The following is a 16,771-nucleotide window of genomic DNA, read 5'->3' on the forward strand; positions in this document are numbered from 1 at the left end:
ACGGATTTGTAACTCAAAGTTAACACTTCACATGTTCAACAGACGCTTCACTTGGATTCTTGGCTTGCTGCTGGGCCTCTACGTCGTGGGCGCCGGCGCTACAGAGGTAGCGGGCGTTCGCTTCGAACCGGACATCCAGCTGCGCGGGACCAAGCTCGTGCTCAATGGCGCCGGCGTCCGCTACAAGGCGATCTTCAAGGTGTATGCGGCCGGGCTCTATCTGCCGGTGCGCGTCAGCAGCGGCGAAGCGGCCGTCGCGGCGACCGGGCCGCGCCGCCTCAACATCGTGATGCTGCGCGAGATCGACGCCAACGAGCTGGGCAAGCTGTTCACCCGCGGCATGGAGCAGAACGCAGGGCGCGACGAGTTCGCCAAGTCCATCCCGGGCACCATCAAGATGGGTGAGATCTTCGCCGCCAAGAAGCGTTTGATGCCGGGCGAATCCTTCCAGATCGACTGGCTGCCGGGCGAAGGGACGGTGATCTCGGTGAACGGCAAGGCGGCGGCCGAGCCGATCCGCGAACCCGAGTTCTACACGGCGTTGATGAAGATCTGGCTGGGTGAGCACCCGGCCGACGTGAGGCTGAAGGACGCTCTGCTCGGCAAGGAGGCGGTGCGTCCGCGCGGCGACACCAACTGAGCCGCGCCACCGTCGGGCTCCCGCTCAGCCTCGCGCCCCCACCCCCCCGGCCCGCTGCAGCACCAGCACGAACGCCACCCCGTCGGTGTCGTTGCGCGCGGTGATCGTGCCCCCCATCTTGGCCATGTAGGTTCTGGCGACGAACAGCCCCTGGCCTCGGTGGCCCAGCGCCGCCGAGTCGTCCTGGTCCGACACGCCGTACTCGAAGATCTTCTCCAGCATGTCCTCGGGCACCGGCGGGCCGGGGTTGTGGATGACCACCCGCGCCTGCGTCGCGTCGCTCGCGTCCAGGGTGATGCGGATCGGCGAGCCCGGCGGCCGGTAGCGGTCGGCGTTGCGCAGCACGTGCGTCACCACGTCTTCCAACGAGTATTCGTCGGCCCGCACCGGCACCGCCTGCGACAAGGGTTCGAACACGACCTCGTCGATGCCGGTGTACGGCGCGTTGCCCGCCACGTGGGCCAGGAACTCGTTGATGTCGACCGACTGCAGTTGCAGCGTCGTCGCGTCGAAGGCCTCGCTCGGCGAGGCATGGCCATACAGCACCCGCACCGCGTGCTGCATGCGGTTGATGTAGCGGTGGCTCGGATCGTCCGCTGAGCCGTGCAACGCCATCAGCGACTGCAACGGCGACATGATCTCGTGGCCCACCGCCTGCCACATGTCCTTCTCCTGCTCCGCGCGGATCTGCTCACGTCGGACGTCCTCGTTGACCCGTTGCAGCAGATCCTGCAGGCCTTGCGCGAGCACGCCCAGCTCGTCGCCCCCGCGCAGGTCGGACAGGTCGATGCGGGCCAGGCCCTCGGCGGCCCGCATGCCGGTGGACACGGTGGCGGCGCGCCGGGTCAGCAGCGTGATGCGGCGGATGATGCGCACCTCGATCGCCAGCCACGTCAGCACCACCGCCAGCAACATCGCCCCGACGAACCACGAGACGCGCGTGGCCACCGCGGCCAGGTTGCGGTTCACGGTGCGAACGTCGCCGGTCAGGGTGAGTTCGTACCGACCGAGCGGCGTCGCGATGACTTCGCGCGACTCGATCGGCGTGTCGTAGCCCTGCACCGGCAGCCGCCGGACCAAACGGTCCATCCAGGGCGAACCCCGCTCATCGTCGTCGATGACGCCCTTCAACGTGAACAGGTCGGGCGAGGGAGTGCGGCCGTCGGCGGCCAGGCGCCGCACGCGCAGCGTTTCGCCGGGCAGCAGCAGCGGGCGCAGGTCGGCCAGCGAGAAGGGCCGTACGGCGTCGGGCGCATTGCTGTCGAACAGCGGCGGACCCTCGCCGGGGGCCAGCACCTGCAGCCGGGTCAGGATCTGGTCCAGGTCCGGTGGTGGCCAGACCGGCCGCTTCTGGAACAAGGCATCGCGAAACACCTCCACCGGCAGCCGCACCGAGAGGAAAGACCGCCGCTTGCAATCCGCCGTGTCGACACCCGGGTCCAGGCAGCGCCCGTCCTGCCACAAGTAGCCGCGAAAGTCGCGCACCGACCGCGTGCCGTGGGTCACCGGCACGTCGGCCGAATAGCCGGTCAGGCGGCCGCGCACGCCGGGCGCGTTGCCGTCGTCCAGCCGCTCGAACGGCGCGATCCAGCGCAAGGTGCGGCCTCGCATGGCCACTTCGATCTGCACCCGATGCGCGCCACGGAAATCCAGCTCGCCGGGCGCGTGCGAGGCCAGGTCACCGCTGATGAAGCTGCCGATCAGATACAAAAAACCGCCGGCGTAGGGGTTGTTGCCGACCGCCACGCAGAGGCTCGCCGAATCGGGGTACTGCACATGGCAGCCCGCCATCTCCACCGCCTGCTGGGCCTTGGCCTTGTCGTCGAAGTCGATCGCGGAGAAGGGCAGCACCAGCGGGCGCAGCGGTGTCACCGCCTGCTCCGCGCTGCCGGGGTTGAGCAGCGCCAACTGGCCGGTCGGATGGCGCAACAGGGCGGCGATCTGCGCCTGGTTCTTCAGCAGGCCGTCCTGATAGTTGCGGTGGCTGCGCTGCTTTTCGTCCTGCAGCACGTGGATGGCCAGCGCCAGTGTCGCGCACGCCAGCAGCGCGAACGCGCCGCGGAAGAACACGCGCAACCCGAACGGCACGCGGTCGGGCAGGCGCCACCAGCTCATCAGGTTACCTCCGTGCTGCGCACTGCGGCGCGAGCCTCATGACCGCTTCAAGGCCCAGCGGAAGCCACGCATGGGCACGTTCTCGATGCCGTCGAAGCCGGGGTCGATCTCGCGGAAGGCGTCGCGGATGGTGCTGACGTGCTTGCGGATGTTGTCGCGATTGCGCCCGCTCTTGACCACCTGGTAGAGCTCGTCATACGACACCACTTCGCCGCGGCGCTGGTGCAGCGCGGCCAGGATGCGCTGCGCGGTCAATGGCAGGTTGACACGCTGGCCGCGCCACAGCGGCGAGCCCTGGCGCAGCGGGTCGAGCGAGAGCTCGTCGCCACGCGGTGCCGCCACCTCCTGGCCGGAGGGACCCCGGTCTCGCGCCGCGCGCAGGATTTCGAGGAAGGTGTCGATGAAGTCGGCCTCTTCGAAGGTCGTCTTCTGGAGGTAGTCCCAGGCATCGAGCGCCTTCATGATGCCGCGGTAGATGGTGGCCGGCATGGCCGACACCACCAGCACCGGCGTGCCGCGCTGCTTGTTGATGGCGTTGATGATGGCCACGCCCGCATGCCGCTCGCGGCCCAGTTCGATGTCGAGCACCACCACGTCGTACGTTTCGCGTGCCAGCGCGGCCTCGGCGTCGTCACGGGTGAACCACTGGTGCACCTCGATGTCCGCACGGGCCGACTCGATCCATCCCCTGAGTTGATTGCTGGTCGGGACGTCGTCCTCGATCACCGCGACTTTTGCCATGCACTGCTGCCTTCGCGGCCCCGGCCGCCTACCCGGGGATTATCCGGGCGGCGGGAGGGGCCGGCCGTGAGTGTTTCTTCCGGCGGCGGGCGGGCCGGCTCACGCACGGGAGCGGCGGGCCCCAGGGTGCAACGCAAGTCGCCCGTCCTGCGCATTGAGTGCTCCGGGGCTGATTCGAAGAATGGAGTCCAGCGAGAGACGAACGCAAACGCCGACAGACATAAAGAACGGCCGGCGCCTGACGCCTCCCGCATGACCACCACAGCGAAGACTGTTTTCTTGGAGTACCCCGACATGAACTTGCGCCTCAGCCCCCTGACCCATGCCATCCGCCATGGCCTGTCCGCCAGCCGCGCCGCCCTCGGGCGGCTGGCCGGCGGCACCGGCCGCGTCGTCCTCGCTTCGCGGCGCGGCCTGTGGGTCGCCGGCGTGCTGGGCCTCACCACCTGGGCGCTGGTGACCCATGCGCCGCTGCGCACCGTCGCCCGGGGCGACATCGGCGTGCGCACCAACCAGTTCACCGGCAGCACCACCGAATTCAGCGCCGGCAGCGTGATCGTGCTGCCGGGTCTACACGAGCTGCGGACCTATCCGCTGCGCGACCAGGTCTTTCGGCCGGCGCAGGGCCGCAAAGCCGACGGCGAGGCGCCGTTCCAGTCGGTCGAGGGCCTGTCGCTCGGGGTGGATCTGAGCATCCGCTATGCGCTCGACCCGGCCCGCATCGCGGCGATGTCGAAGAAGCTCCCCGACGACATCGCCGGCGAGGTGGTGCAGCCGGCGGTGCAGGGGGTGGTCTACAAGGCTTTCACGCGCTACACCGTGCGCGAAATCTTCTCCAGCAAGCGTGCCGAGATCCAGCAAGCGGTGGAAGCGGAACTGCGCACCAAGCTGGCGGCCGACGGCATCTTGCTGCGCAGCGTGCAGATGGGTCAGGTCGACCTGCCGGCCGAGTACCGCCAGGGCATGGACAAGCTGCTGGTTGAGGAGCTGGCGAGCGAAAAGATGCGCTACACGCTGGAGCTCAAGGAAAAGCGGGTCAAGGAGACCGAACTGGAGGCGCAGGCCGACAAGGTGCGGCGTGAGACGGCGGCCGCCGCAGCCGCCAACGAACAGGTGATCGCCGCCCGGGCCCAGGAGGAAGCGATGAAACACGTGCTGCCGTTCAAGCAGAAGCAGATCGAGCAGCGCCAGTTCGAGGCCGAGGCCGAGAAGGTGGCGCGCATCAAGTCGGCCGAAGCGAGTGCCCAGGCGCGCAGGATCGAGGCCGCCGGCGAGGCCGAATCGCGCCAGAAGCTGGCCGATGCCGAAGCCTACCGCCTCGACCGGGTCGGCAAGATCGCCAGCGAGCAGATGGCGCGCGACGGTGCGCTGATCACCCGCCATCCCTTGCTGATCCAGAAGACCGTGGCCGACAAGCTGTCGGACAAGATCCAGGTCATCATCGCGCCGCCGTCGACCGACGGGCGTTTCATCGCCGCCGGCCTGATCGGCGCGTCGCAACCTCAAGCGCCGGCCGAGGTGGCCCAGGTGCAGGAGGGCGAATGATGTTGGTCGCTGCACTGGCCTCGATGGCCATCGTCACCCAGGACCAGGTGCCGCTGCGCGCCGGCCCGCGAGATTCCGCCGCCCAGCAGGCGGTGCTGTGGCAGGGCGACACGCTCGAGGTTCGCGGCGAACGGATGGGCTATCTGCAGGTGTGGGACCACCGCCGGGAGCGCGCCGGCTACGTGCTGGCCTCGCAGGTGCGCACCACCTCGCTCAAGCCCGAGGAAGCGCCGGAGCTGTTGGCCGTGGTGCGCTTCCTGCGCGACACGCCGGGTGCCGAGGCGCTGGGCATCGGCTACACCGCCGCCTACCTGAAGGCGGCGCCGGCCGGCGACATCACCGCCGAGCCTTTCGATGCCCTGGGCAGCATGGCAGAGCGGCTGGCGCGCCGCGCGTCGGCCCAGCAGGGCAGCAAGGCCAGCGCGACGGTGGCGGCCCATCTGGAAGTGGCGACCCACTATGGCGTGAACTTCAGGAGCTACGACCACGACGGCGCGCTGCGCCTGTGCTACGACGGCGAGGCGTTTCGCCGGGTCCTGGCGATGGCGGCCAGCCCCGAGCAGCAGGCGCGCGCGGCCTTGGCGGTGACGCGCCACGACTGCATCGACCCCGGGCTGCCGCCGGTGCAACGGCAGCAGCTGGACGGCTGGCGGGCGGAGGTGCTGGACCGCCTGGGCGCGGCGCCCTTCGCGCAACTGCCCGAGCCGCTAAAGAACCGACTGCGTCTGCGGCGTGCCGGCGTGTGGGCGGGGCTGGCCTTTCAGCAGGCACGCCGCGGCGAGGGGGCGCAACCGGCTGCCCAGCGGGCCCTGGCCGAGTTGGCCGGCGTGAACAAGACCGAGCTCAGCGATGCCGATCTGGTGGACTACCACCAGGCTGCGATCCGCGTGGGCGCTTCCCGCTGGGCGGCCGAAACCGCGCCGGCCTCGCCCGCGTCGCGTCTGGGCGTGATCACGCGACCGGGCCAACCGGGTGAGACCTGCGTGATGCTCACCGATGCCAGCCACGGCGCCCGGTCCCCGCTGGCAGAACGGTGCACCTACGGGGTGGTGTGGACCGCTTCCGCCAGTCCCCACCCCAATGGCCGGGCGCTGGCCTTGGCAGTGCAGCCGCTCGAAGGCTGGCGAGAGTTATGGGTGTTCCGGCAAGACGCCACGGGATGGAGTGTCGACGTCATGCCGCCGGCGGCCAGCCAACCGGAGCTGGGGTATGTCGAGTTCGCCGGCTGGGTCCCAGGCGGCGAGAAGCTGCTGATGGCCCGCGAGGCGCGCAGCGAGGGGCGCTTGCGGCGCAGCTTCGAGGTGGCAGAGCTGGCGACGCTCAACGTCGAGAAGCAGGCCAGCACACCGTCTCTGCTGGTGCTGTTTGGCAAGTGGCAGGACGCGGCGTGGAAGCGGCAGACGGTGAGCCTGCGGTGAGCCCGGAAAGCCGACATGTGCACTCAGGCGCGGAGCAGCTCGTCGAGCCGGTCGACGAAGGCATCCGCCGGCGCGCTGCGCACCGGCTCACCGTGGTTGTAGCCGTAGCTCACCAGCACCACCGGGCAGCCGGCCCGTCGCGCCGCCTCGGCGTCGTTGCTCGAGTCGCCGATCATCAGCGTGGCGCCCGGCTCGGTGCCCAAGGCCTCGCAGGTCTTGAGCAAGGGCAAGGGGTCGGGTTTCTTGCGCGCGAAGGCATCGCCGCCGAAGGTGTGCCGGAAGTAGCCCGACAGGCGCTTGCGTTGCAGCAGCTGCGCGGCGAAGGCGGTGGGCTTGTTGGTCAGGCAGGCCATCGGCAGGCCGCGCGCCTGCAAGGCCTGCAAGCCCTCGACGACACCGGGAAAGACCGCCGAATGCTCGCCGTTGACCGTCTGGTAATGGTGCTGGTAGCGCGCCAGCGCGGTGTCGAACAATTCGGCGGCCGGCGCCTGCTTCGACGCGGCCTGCAGCAGGGTCTGGTGGATCAGGTGCTCGGAACCTTTGCCGACGGTGCGCTCGACGAAAGCACGGTCGATGTGGGCCAGCCCGAGGTCGTCGAGCATCCCGTTGAGGGCGACGACGAAGTCGCCGAGGGTGTCCACCAGGGTGCCGTCCAGGTCGACGATGAGGGCGCGCGTGGCGGCGAAGCGCGTATCAAGTAGCGGTCGGGGAAACACGTGCTGCTGCGTCTGAAGAAGTCATGCCAGGCGGGAGCGTAGCAAACGCGGGCGCGTCGGCGAGCAGGCAGCGGTCGCGCCCGCCCGCCTTGGCCTGGTAGAGCGCGCGGTCGGCGCGGGCCAACACCTCGCTCCACAGCTCTCCGGGACGGTGCCGCGCGACACCGGCCGACAAGGTCACCCGAAGGTCGGGCGCACCTGGGCACAAGCGCTGTGCCGCAACATGCTCGCGCAGCCGGTTCACCGCAGCCAGCCCGGCGCGCTCGAGGTCGGGCCCCGGGTGGAGCAGCAGCACCAGGAACTCCTCGCCTCCCCATCGGCAGATCACGTCGGTCTGCCGCAACGCGCCGGCGGCAGCCGAGGCAAACCCGGTCAGGACATGGTCGCCGGCCTGGTGGCCCCATCGGTCGTTGATCTGCTTGAAATGGTCGAGGTCGATCAGCGCCACGCAGAAGCCGCCCCCCAGGCGTTCGTGACGCAGGCATTCGCGCTCCAGCGCGAGCTGCATGTACTGGCGGTTGTACAACCCGGTGAGCGGGTCCCGCATCATCAACCGCTCGACCTGCTCGGCCGCCGCGCTCAGCTCCTCCCGCTCGCGCCGCACCCGGTCGCGCGTCTGGCCGTGGTTGTACGACTGCATCGTCAGCAACCACAGGACCACGCTGGTCATCGACACTTCCAGGACTGTCTGTCGGGGCTCGAAGTCGCCCGCACCGCTCCAGGCCGTCGCCAGCGGCATCGCGATCAGCAACAACACGGTGGCAGCCCCGGCGATCTTGGCCTGCAGTGGCCGCAGGCCCATGAAACCGAACACGATCGTCAGCGTGAGCATTTGCAGCACCGCGCCGCGGGCGGGCGGGACCCAGGCGTAAGCCGCCGTGAGCCCAAGGCTGCTCCACAACACGTAGGAGAGCGTCATCGCCGGGTCACGCCAGCGCAAGGTCATGCCGGAGCGCACCAGCAGCAGCGGCACGACGCAGCCGATCAGGTTGTGCGCCATCAGGGCCGTGGCTTGCCCTGCCGTCAGCAGCCCTGTCGGAATGACGTAGAGCAGCATCGCGGCGATGCAGGCGGCATACATGCCCGACGACAGCCAACACATCGGCATCGCGGCACGCATGCGGCGCTCGGTGCCGAGCAACAGATCGACCAGCAGCCGGCGCGGCCGCCGGCCGCCGGTCGTCGCGCGAACCGCATCGGCCGGTGTGGCCGGCGCAGTGGGACGCAGCGGCGGCGCTGGGCAAGGGGCCGGGCCGACGCCCACCGCCGGGGCAGGCGCAGCGGGCCGCATCGGCGCCGCGGCGCCGCCCGACGCGTCGACTGCGAGCCGGTCGCGGCCCAGCGCCTTGGCCTGGTACAACGCGCGGTCCGCGCGCTCCAGCGTCTCGGTCATGCTCCCCCCGCGCGGGTGTTGGCACAGCCCCGCCGAGAAGGTCACCGACAAGCGGTCGTGCAGCTGCGCCCACGGCTCTGCATGCACCGCGTCCCGCAGCCGCTGCAGCGCGGCCTCGACCTGCTCGAGATCGCGGCCGGGCATCAGCAGCAGGAATTCCTCGCCGCCCCAGCGCGCCAGCACGTCGACGTCGCCGGGAAAGGCCTCGTGCGCGAGCTGCACCAGCCGGCACAGCACCAGATCGCCGACGGCATGGCCGCAGCGGTCGTTCACCTGCTTGAAATGGTCGATGTCGAGCAAGACCACGCACAGCGGCGCCGGCGCCCGCTGCTGGCGCCGCACTTCCTCGTCGAGCCGCGCGAGCATGTGCCGACGGTTGTAGGCCCCCGTCAGCGCGTCGCGTACCGACAGCTCGCGCAGCTGCGCCAGCGTGTCGGCCATCTGCTCCTTCTGCGCCAGTTCGCGCCGGCGCACGGCGCGCGCCTGGGCGGACACCGCGATCAGCACGGGCAAGGTGGCGGCCATCAAGCCGAGGTTGAGCAGGTCGTCGCGCCAGCCATGCGCCTCGGGGCGGAACCAGCTTTGCAGGCCGACCACCAACGTCGGCAGCAGCAGGCTGAGCGCGGCCGCCAGGCGGATCTGCCGCTCGGGCAGACGGCGGATGTCGTAGGCGATGGTGACGCTGAGCCACAGCAGCGCGGTGGTCCGGCCAGCATCGAACAGCCCGTACATCAGCGTCACCAGCAAGATGGTGAACACCACCTGGGCGAAGGTCAGTACTGGGTCGCGCGAGCGCAGCGTGAGGCCGCTACGCAGCAGCCCGTAGAACACCGACAAGGTGACGAGCGTGAACATCGTCACGACCATGGCCCCTTGCCACGGACCGAGGCCGACAGCCGCTCCCGCCCACACGATGAGCAGCACCGCCGCATACGAGGGCACGGTCACCAGGAACCGGCGCATCCCCTTGCGCCGCAGCATTTCCTCGCCGACCCGGCTGGCGCGGCCAGGCGGAGCGCCGTCGTGGTCGATGGGCTGGGGGATCACGGGAAACTGTCCTTGGCGGGCGGTACGGTCTGCTGCTGCGGCGACATCGCAGGCGGCCTTCGGTTCATCGGCGCAAACCGCCTTGACTTGAGCCTTGGGGGGCGGAGGGCTGCCGGGCCGAGGGACACCTCAGGCGGCGAGCACGCAGCGGTCGCGGCCGTCGGCCTTGGCCTGGTAGAGGGCGTGGTCGGCACGCGCCACCAGCTCAGAGACGCCCTCGCCCGCCGCGTGCAGCGCGACGCCGGCCGAAAACGTGACCTGCACCTGCGGCGCTGCGGCGCAGAAGCGCTGCGCGGCCACATGCTCGCGCAGCCGGTCGACAGCCGCCAGGCCGGCGGGGCCGGGCAGCGTCCCGGGATGGGGCAACAGCACCAGGAATTCCTCGCCGCCCCAGCGGCAAATCACGTCGGTTTCGCGCAGCGCGGCGCGGGCTGCCTCCGCGAAGCCGATCAGGACGGCGTCGCCGACATGGTGGCCACAGGTGTCGTTGATGCGCTTGAAATGATCGAGGTCGATCAGGGCGACGCAGAATCCGGCGCCCGAGCGCATGTGGCGGGCACATTCGCGCTCGAGGGCGAGCTGCATGTACTGCCGGTTGAACAGACCGGTCAACGGGTCACGCATCATCAGCCGCTCGACCTGGGCGACGGCCGCCGCCAGTTCGTCACGCTCGCGCCGCACCCGCTCGCGCGTGCTGCTGTGGTTGTGCGACTGCAGGGTCAACAGCCAGAGCACGGCAGCGCTCATCGACACCTCGAGCACGATCCGGCGCGGATTTTCCCAGGCCGGCCCGAACTGGATCCACACCGCGGCCATCACCGCCAGCATCGCGATCACCACCCCACCGGCAATCTTGGTCTGGCGTGGCCGCAAGCCCATGAAGCCGAACACCATCACCAGGCTCAGCATCTGTAGCACTGCGCCGCGCAGCATCGGCACGATCGCGTACGCCACGGTCAGCCCGGCACCCGCCCACAAGACGTAGGGCAGCGTGATCGCGGGGTCGCGCCAGCGAGAGGTGAAGCCGCTGCGCACCAGCAGTGGCGGAACGACACACCCGATCATGTTCTGCGCGAGCAACACCCAGACACTCCAATGAGCCGTCCGGCCGGCGGGCACGAGGTGCGCCAGCAACACGGTGATGCACGCGACGTACATGGCCGACGACAGCAAACACATCGGCATCACCGCCCGCACGCGGCGGTCGGTGCCGAGCACCAGGTCGGCCAGGCGCGGGAAGGCCGGGCGCCGCTCGGGCGCGGGTGGGGGGGCGTCGGCTACCGGCGGCTGGAGTGGCTGCGGCGGGAGGTCGGGAACCCGCACCTGAGCCTCGCTGCGCTGCCGTGCCGCAGCCCAGCGGGACGGGTCCTGCGGGCCGTCGTGATCCATCTTGCCGTGCACCACCACCCGGTCGCGCCCCAGCGCCTTGGCCTGGTACAGCGCGCGGTCCGCCTGCTCGAGCGTCTCGGCCATGTTGCACTCGGGAAGGTGCAAACACACACCGGCCGAGAAGGTCACCGCCAGGCCGGCATGGTGTTGCCCCCAGTCGTATCCGTGCACCGCGTCGCGCAGCCGCTGCACCGCGGCTTCGGCGTCGCGCAACGGAGTGGCGGGCATCAGCAGCAAAAACTCCTCGCCGCCCCAGCGCGCCAGCGCGTCGACGTCGCCGGGAAAGGCCGCCTGCGCCAGCTGTGCAAAACGCTGCAGCACGGCGTCGCCGATCGGGTGACCGCAGTGATCGTTCACTTGCTTGAAATGGTCGATGTCGAGTAGCGCGACGCACAGCGGCACACCGTCTCGCTGCTGGCGCCGCTGCTCCTCGTCCAGCCGGGTCAGCATGTGGCGGCGGTTGTAGAGGCCGGTCAGCGCGTCACGTATCGACAGTTCGCGCCGCTGGGCCAGTGTGCGGGCCATCTGCTGCCGCTGCTCCAGGTCGCGGCGGCGCACCGAGCGGGCGCGCGCGGACAGGGTGATCAGCACCGCCATCGCGACGGCCAGCAGGGCGAGGTTGAGCAGGCTGTCGAACCACCCTGCCGTCTCGGGGCGCAGCCAGCCGCGCAGGCCGATCACCAACGCGGGCAACAGCAGGCTGAACCCCACCGCGAGCCGGATCTGCCGCTCCGGCAGCCGCCGGATGTCGTAGGCGATGATCACCGTCAGCCACAGCAAGGCGGTGTTGCGGGACGCCTCGAACAAGGCATAGACCAGCGCCACCAGCGCGATGCTGAACATCGCCTGCGAGAACGCCAGCACCGGGTCCGCCGGCGTCAGCACGGTGCCGCGCCGCAAGAGCAGGTAGAACCCGACCAGCGTCACGAGCGTGAACAACGTCACGCCGATGGCCCGTGGCACGTCGCCCAGACCCGCCAGCGTCCCGCCCCACACCACCGCCATCACGACGGCGTGCGAGCGCAGCGTGATCAAAAAGCGCCGCATGCCCTTGCGGCGCAGATCCTGCCCGTCGGGCAGCACAGCGCCGACGGAAGTTCCGCCGTCTGGGACGGTGGGCGTAGCGGTCACGGCAAATCGATCCTTGGAACGGGCGTCACGGGCGCGGCGGGCACGAGGCAACCTCGTCCCGGCCGGGCCATGCGTCGTCTTCGGCCGGAATCGGCAGGACTTGAGCCTGGCCCGCCTTCCTCGGTGTATGCCGCCGACGTCCAGGCGACGCAGGTCACGATCCGCCGCGCAAACAAACCGTTCCACCTCCTTACGCGACCGCGCGCACCGGCGCGGCCTCGGGTGAGCGAAACTTGGCAGCCGCGGCCGGGTCTCACCTGGCCGCTGCGTTTCCCCCTTCCGACCCAGCACGATGCACCACCATCACCATCACCCCCGAGACACCCGATCCGTCCGGCATGCCGGCGCCCAGCTTTGCCTGTTGCTGGCCCTGGCGGGCTGTGGCGGCGGTGGCGGGGACGGGGGCAGCGGCGACGAAAGCCTGGCAGCGCCGGCGCCCGGCGGCCAGGTCGCGCAAGGCGGCCCGGGCGTCGGCGAGACCCGGCACGGCGACGCGACCTACTACGGCGCCGACGGCACCGGCAATTGCAGCTTCGACGCGAGCCCGAACGACCTGATGGTGGCGGCGTTGAACGACACCGACTACGCCGGCAGCGCGGCGTGCGGTGCTTTCGTTTCGGTGCGCGGCCCCAAAGGCAGCGTCACGGTGCGCATCACCGACCGGTGTCCCGGGTGCGCGCCGGGCGACATCGACCTGAGCGAGCAGGCCTTCGCGAAGATTGCCGACCTGACCGCGGGTCGCGTCCCCGTGACGTGGCAGGTGGTCGCCGGCGACGTCAGTGGCCCGGTGCGCTACCGCTACAAGGACGGCAGCACCCGGTGGTGGACGGCGATCCAGGTGCTGAACCACCGCCTGCCGATCGAGAAGCTCGAAATCAAGCCGAGCGGCAGCTCGCAGTGGATCGCCGTGAAGCGCGAGCCGTACAACTATTTCGTGCACCAGCCCGAGATCGCCGCCGGGCCGCTGCAGGTGCGGGTGACGGCACAGGGCGGCGCGACGCTGGTCGACACCTTGCCCGAGCCGCAGAGCAACCTCGTGGTGGCCGGCCGGGCGCAGTTCCCCTGAGCGGGGCAGACACGGGCCGGCCCTGCGCGGCCGACCGGCCGAGGGTGTCAGGCGGCGAGTTGCTGGCGCATCGCGTCGATGACCGCCTTGTAATCGGGTTTGCCGAAGATGGCGCTGCCGGCCACGAAGGTGTCGGCCCCCGCATCGGCCACCTGGCGGATGTTGTCGACCTTGATGCCGCCGTCCACCTCGAGGCGGATGTCGCGTCCGCTCGCGTCGATCAGCTTGCGCACCTTTTCCACCTTGCGCAGCGCGCTGGGGATGAAGCTCTGGCCGCCGAAGCCGGGGTTGACGCTCATGATCAGCACCAGATCGATTTTGTCGATCACCCATTCGAGCACGTCGATCGGCTCGGCCGGGTTGAACACCAGACCGGCCCGGCAGCCTTCGGCCTTGATGAGTTGCAGCGTGCGGTCCACATGCATGCTGGCATCGGGATGGAAGCTGACCAGATCGGCGCCGGCCTTGGCGAAGGCCTGGGCCAGCGCGTCCACCGGCTTCACCATCAGGTGCACGTCGATCGGCACCGCGTTGCCGTCCTCGCGCAGCGCATGCGGGCGCAGCGCTTCGCAAATCATCGGCCCGAAGGTCAGGTTGGGCACGTAATGGTTGTCCATCACGTCGAAGTGGATCCAGTCGGCGCCGGCGGCGATGACGTTCTTCACTTCGTCGCCGAGCCGCGCGAAGTCGGCCGACAAGATGCTGGGGGCGATGCGGTAGGTGGGCATGGGCATTCCTTCGGGATCGGTGATTCTAAGGAGGTCGGCCTGCGGCGTCCGCCCCCCGAGGGGGAAAGGAAACTCGGGGCGGCCCCACGTTTCCTGTCGGCCCCCAGGCCGCCTGCGGCGTCCGCCCCCCGAGGGGGAAAGGAAACTCGGGGCGGCCCCACGTTTCCTGTGGACCCCCAGGCCGCCTTCAGCGTCCGCCCCCCGAGGGGGAAAGGAAACTCGGGGCGGCCCCACGTTTCCTGTGGACCCCCAGGCCGCCTTCAGCGTCCGCCCCCCGAGGGGGAAAGGAAACTCGGGGCGGCCCCACGTTTCCTTGCCCGCCCTTGTTACCATCGCCGCCGATGAGAACAGCAGCATCCCCCGGCGGCATCTGACGGACACGACCATGGCCCTATACGAGTTCACTTGCAGTGTCGAACCGCAGTACCTCCCCGAACAGTCGGACCCCGAGCAAGGCGTGTTCGCCTTTGCCTACACCGTGACGATCCAGAACACCGGGCAGGTGGCGGCTCAGCTGATCTCGCGGCACTGGATCATCACCGACGCGACCGGCCGGGTCGAAGAAGTCAAGGGCCTTGGCGTGGTCGGTCATCAACCGCTGCTGAAGCCGGGCGAGGGGTTCGAATACACCAGCTGGACCCGGCTGGCGACGCCGCGCGGCACCATGAGCGGCAGCTATTTCTGCGTCGCCGACGACGGCGAGCGCTTCGACGCCCCCATCCCCGCCTTTTCGCTGGCCGTTCAGCGCAGCGGTCTGCACTGACCGGCAGGCCGCGGATGCGCTCGATACTGCCGCGCGCGGTATGGGACCTCACCGCCCTGCTTGCGACGCTGGACGCGCGTGCCGAACCGGCACGGCGCAACCTCTGGTGGGTGCGGCTGGCCGAGTGGCTGCGCCACGCACCGCTCAAGCGCGAAGGGGTGGAGGCGCCGGAGGCCGGCAGCGCCACGCCGTTGCCGGTGCTGCGCTTGCGCCATCTGCTGAACCTGCTCGACCGCCAGCCCGGCTACCGCGCCCAGGTGGTCGACCTGCTGGCGAGCACGCTCGAAGACCTCGACGCGACACTGCTGTTGGCCGATTTCGGTTTTGCGCAGCGGCTCGCGTTTTTCAGCGAGCTGGGTGAACGCCTGCAGCGCAAGCTGTTGCCGGGCAGCGCCGACACCCGAGACCTGGCCGAGTTGTTTCAGCTGGTGTTTTCCGATCAGGACGACGCGGAGTGGCTGGCCGCCCTCGACGACCCAACCCTGCAGCGCGTCGCCGCCTTGTTCCACGATGCGGTGGCGGCGTCGCAGCACCCCCGCGCTGCGGCGCGCTGGCAGCAGTCGCTGCTCGACGCGCTGATGTTCTGCACCAGCCAGGTCCGCGCGGCGGCGTTTTCGTCCGAGATCCGCACCCGGCTGTCGCCGTCGGCCCAGGCGCTGACGCCGTTTCGCCAGCTGTCGCGCGCCTTCGACGAGGTGCGCGACCTGCTGGAAAACGGCAAGCCGGAGCCGGCCGCCCTGACGCCGGCACTCGGCTACGCGCGGGCGCTGCTCGACGCCGGCCGGCGCGACGTGCTCACCGTCCATGACCATCTGGAGGAATTCGGCGTCTCGGTCGACATCGTGTTCCGGCTCGAACAGATCGAGTCGCGCCTGGACCGCATCCACCAGTTGCTCGACTGCCTGCTGAGCGACCGGCCGGCGCAGTCGGTGCGCTCGCTGATGGTGCAGTTTGCCGAAACGGCGTGCGCGCGGCGCAGCGTGCGGGCGCTGCTGGCGCGCAACTATTCGCTGCTGGCGCGCAAGGTGGTGGAGCGCAGCGCCGAGACCGGCGCGCACTACATCACCCGCACGCCGCGCGAGTACCGCCAGATGTTCTGGCGCGCCTGCGGCGGCGGGGCGGTGACCACGCTGACCGTGTTCGTGAAGTTTCTGCTGTCGGGTCTCGGGTTGTCGCCGTTCTGGGCCGGCTTCAGCGCCGGCCTCAACTACGCCGCCAGCTTCGTCGCCATCCAGTTGGCGCACTTCACCCTCGCCACCAAACAGCCGGCCATGACGGCGCCCGCGATGGCGGCGCGCCTGACCGACCTGAGCTCCGACGATGCCATCGAGGGTTTTGTCGACGAAGTGGCCCATCTGATCCGCACCCAGGTGGTCGGCATCCTTGGCAACGTCGTGGTGGTGCTGCCCTGCGTGCTGCTGACGCAGCTGGCGTGGGCGGCGGCCTTCGGCAGCCCGCTGGTCGGCGCGGCCAAGGCCGAAGCCTCGCTGCAGGCCCTCAGCGTGCTCGGCCCCACCCCGTTGTTCGCGGCGGCCACCGGCGTGCTGCTGTTCTTGTCGAGCCTGGTGGCCGGCTGGGCCGAGAACTGGTTCGTGCTGCACCGGCTGGGCCGGGCGCTGCGCTGGAACCCGCGCATCCTGGCCCGGCTCGGCGAACAGCGTGCGCAGCGGTGGTCCCACTACCTGCAGGCCAACGTCTCGGGCTTTGCCGGCAACATCTCGCTCGGGTTGATGCTGGGCCTGGTGCCGGCGGTCGCCACCTTCTTCGGCCTGCAGTTCGACGTGCGCCACGTCACCCTGGCCAGCGGCCAGCTGGGCGCCGCGCTCGGCGCCTTGGGCTGGGAGATCGTCTACACGCCCGAGGTCTGGCTGGCGGTGCTCGGCATCGCCGTCACCGGCCTGCTGAACGTCACCGTCAGCTTCGCCTTCGCCTTCCGCCTGGCGCTGCGCTCACGCAACCTGCGCCTCAAAGACCGCCACCGGCTCTACGCCGCGGTGCGCCAGCGCGTGCGCCACAGGCCCGCGAGCTTCGTGCTGCCGGTCGGCACGGTGGCGCCGCGCGCGCCGGCACCATGAAGCA

12 protein-coding genes are annotated in these 16,771 nt (G+C 69.9%); 6 read left to right on the forward strand and 6 right to left on the reverse strand.

What is annotated here, in order from left to right:
- Nucleotides 1–31 precede the first annotated feature (31 nt).
- On the forward strand, nucleotides 32–640 hold the full coding sequence (locus AAW51_RS24635; protein WP_047196743.1) for a chalcone isomerase family protein: 609 nt from the start codon (nucleotides 32–34) through the stop codon (nucleotides 638–640).
- A gap of 24 nt (nucleotides 641–664) precedes the next feature.
- On the opposite strand, the gene AAW51_RS24640 is transcribed toward AAW51_RS24635, so the two are convergent.
- Nucleotides 665–2,755: a HAMP domain-containing sensor histidine kinase gene (locus AAW51_RS24640; protein ID WP_047196744.1), complete on the reverse strand. Its 2,091-nt coding sequence runs from the start codon at nucleotides 2,753–2,755 to the stop codon at nucleotides 665–667.
- A 36-nt stretch (nucleotides 2,756–2,791) separates the two neighbouring features.
- The gene (locus AAW51_RS24645; protein ID WP_047196745.1) at nucleotides 2,792–3,496 is read right to left on the reverse strand and encodes a response regulator transcription factor; all 705 of its coding nucleotides are present in this window, start codon (nucleotides 3,494–3,496) and stop codon (nucleotides 2,792–2,794) included.
- A 294-nt stretch (nucleotides 3,497–3,790) separates the two neighbouring features.
- Here AAW51_RS24645 and AAW51_RS24650 point away from each other — a divergent pair, with 294 nt between their 5' ends.
- Nucleotides 3,791–5,041, forward strand: a complete 1,251-nt coding sequence (locus AAW51_RS24650; RefSeq protein ID WP_047196746.1) for an SPFH domain-containing protein — start codon at nucleotides 3,791–3,793, stop codon at nucleotides 5,039–5,041.
- Nucleotides 5,038–6,459 (forward strand): SH3 domain-containing protein, encoded by a 1,422-nt coding sequence (locus AAW51_RS24655; RefSeq protein ID WP_047196747.1) that lies wholly within the window; start codon nucleotides 5,038–5,040, stop codon nucleotides 6,457–6,459. The genes AAW51_RS24650 and AAW51_RS24655 overlap by 4 nt, the downstream gene beginning before the upstream one ends.
- A gap of 23 nt (nucleotides 6,460–6,482) precedes the next feature.
- Here the strand turns inward: AAW51_RS24655 and AAW51_RS24660 are convergent, their stop codons facing one another.
- From AAW51_RS24660 to AAW51_RS28535, 3 genes are all read right to left on the reverse strand, one after another.
- Entirely contained in the window at nucleotides 6,483–7,175 is a 693-nt protein-coding gene (locus tag AAW51_RS24660; RefSeq protein ID WP_047196748.1) for a phosphoglycolate phosphatase, read from the reverse strand.
- Nucleotides 7,153–9,615 (reverse strand): GGDEF domain-containing protein, encoded by a 2,463-nt coding sequence (locus tag AAW51_RS24665; protein WP_047196749.1) that lies wholly within the window; start codon nucleotides 9,613–9,615, stop codon nucleotides 7,153–7,155. The genes AAW51_RS24660 and AAW51_RS24665 overlap by 23 nt, the downstream gene beginning before the upstream one ends.
- 129 nt (nucleotides 9,616–9,744) lie before the next feature.
- Complete coding sequence (locus AAW51_RS28535) at nucleotides 9,745–12,135, reverse strand: GGDEF domain-containing protein (RefSeq protein WP_157360022.1); 2,391 nt, start codon at nucleotides 12,133–12,135, stop codon at nucleotides 9,745–9,747.
- Nucleotides 12,136–12,427: 292 nt separating this feature from the next.
- Here AAW51_RS28535 and AAW51_RS24675 point away from each other — a divergent pair, with 292 nt between their 5' ends.
- A complete protein-coding gene (locus AAW51_RS24675) occupies nucleotides 12,428–13,201 on the forward strand; it encodes an expansin EXLX1 family cellulose-binding protein (protein ID WP_053013886.1) in 774 nt (257 codons plus the stop codon).
- A gap of 47 nt (nucleotides 13,202–13,248) precedes the next feature.
- On the opposite strand, the gene rpe is transcribed toward AAW51_RS24675, so the two are convergent.
- Complete coding sequence (gene rpe, locus AAW51_RS24680) at nucleotides 13,249–13,929, reverse strand: ribulose-phosphate 3-epimerase (protein ID WP_047196750.1); 681 nt, start codon at nucleotides 13,927–13,929, stop codon at nucleotides 13,249–13,251.
- 385 nt (nucleotides 13,930–14,314) lie between these two features.
- On the opposite strand from rpe, the gene apaG reads away from it, so the two are divergent.
- The gene (gene apaG, locus AAW51_RS24685) at nucleotides 14,315–14,692 is read left to right on the forward strand and encodes a Co2+/Mg2+ efflux protein ApaG (protein ID WP_047198257.1); all 378 of its coding nucleotides are present in this window, start codon (nucleotides 14,315–14,317) and stop codon (nucleotides 14,690–14,692) included.
- Between the two features lie 14 nt (nucleotides 14,693–14,706).
- Nucleotides 14,707–16,767 (forward strand): site-specific recombinase, encoded by a 2,061-nt coding sequence (locus tag AAW51_RS24690; protein ID WP_047196751.1) that lies wholly within the window; start codon nucleotides 14,707–14,709, stop codon nucleotides 16,765–16,767.
- The last annotated feature ends 4 nt before the right edge of the window (nucleotides 16,768–16,771 follow it).

Origin of the sequence: Caldimonas brevitalea (assembly GCF_001017435.1) — a bacterium.
Lineage (GTDB): Bacteria > Pseudomonadota > Gammaproteobacteria > Burkholderiales > Burkholderiaceae_C > Caldimonas > Caldimonas brevitalea.

Coding starts and splice junctions, on each gene's coding strand:
- AAW51_RS24635 (WP_047196743.1), top strand. CDS start 32: ATGTTCAACAGACGCTTCACTTGGATTCTTGGCTTGCTGCTGGGCCTC.
- AAW51_RS24675 (WP_053013886.1), top strand. CDS start 12,428: ATGCACCACCATCACCATCACCCCCGAGACACCCGATCCGTCCGGCAT.
- AAW51_RS24655 (WP_047196747.1), top strand. CDS start 5,038: ATGATGTTGGTCGCTGCACTGGCCTCGATGGCCATCGTCACCCAGGAC.
- AAW51_RS24650 (WP_047196746.1), top strand. CDS start 3,791: ATGAACTTGCGCCTCAGCCCCCTGACCCATGCCATCCGCCATGGCCTG.
- apaG (WP_047198257.1), top strand. CDS start 14,315: ATGGCCCTATACGAGTTCACTTGCAGTGTCGAACCGCAGTACCTCCCC.
- rpe (WP_047196750.1), bottom strand. CDS start 13,929: ATGCCCACCTACCGCATCGCCCCCAGCATCTTGTCGGCCGACTTCGCG.
- AAW51_RS24640 (WP_047196744.1), bottom strand. CDS start 2,755: ATGAGCTGGTGGCGCCTGCCCGACCGCGTGCCGTTCGGGTTGCGCGTG.
- AAW51_RS24645 (WP_047196745.1), bottom strand. CDS start 3,496: ATGGCAAAAGTCGCGGTGATCGAGGACGACGTCCCGACCAGCAATCAA.
- AAW51_RS24690 (WP_047196751.1), top strand. CDS start 14,707: ATGCGCTCGATACTGCCGCGCGCGGTATGGGACCTCACCGCCCTGCTT.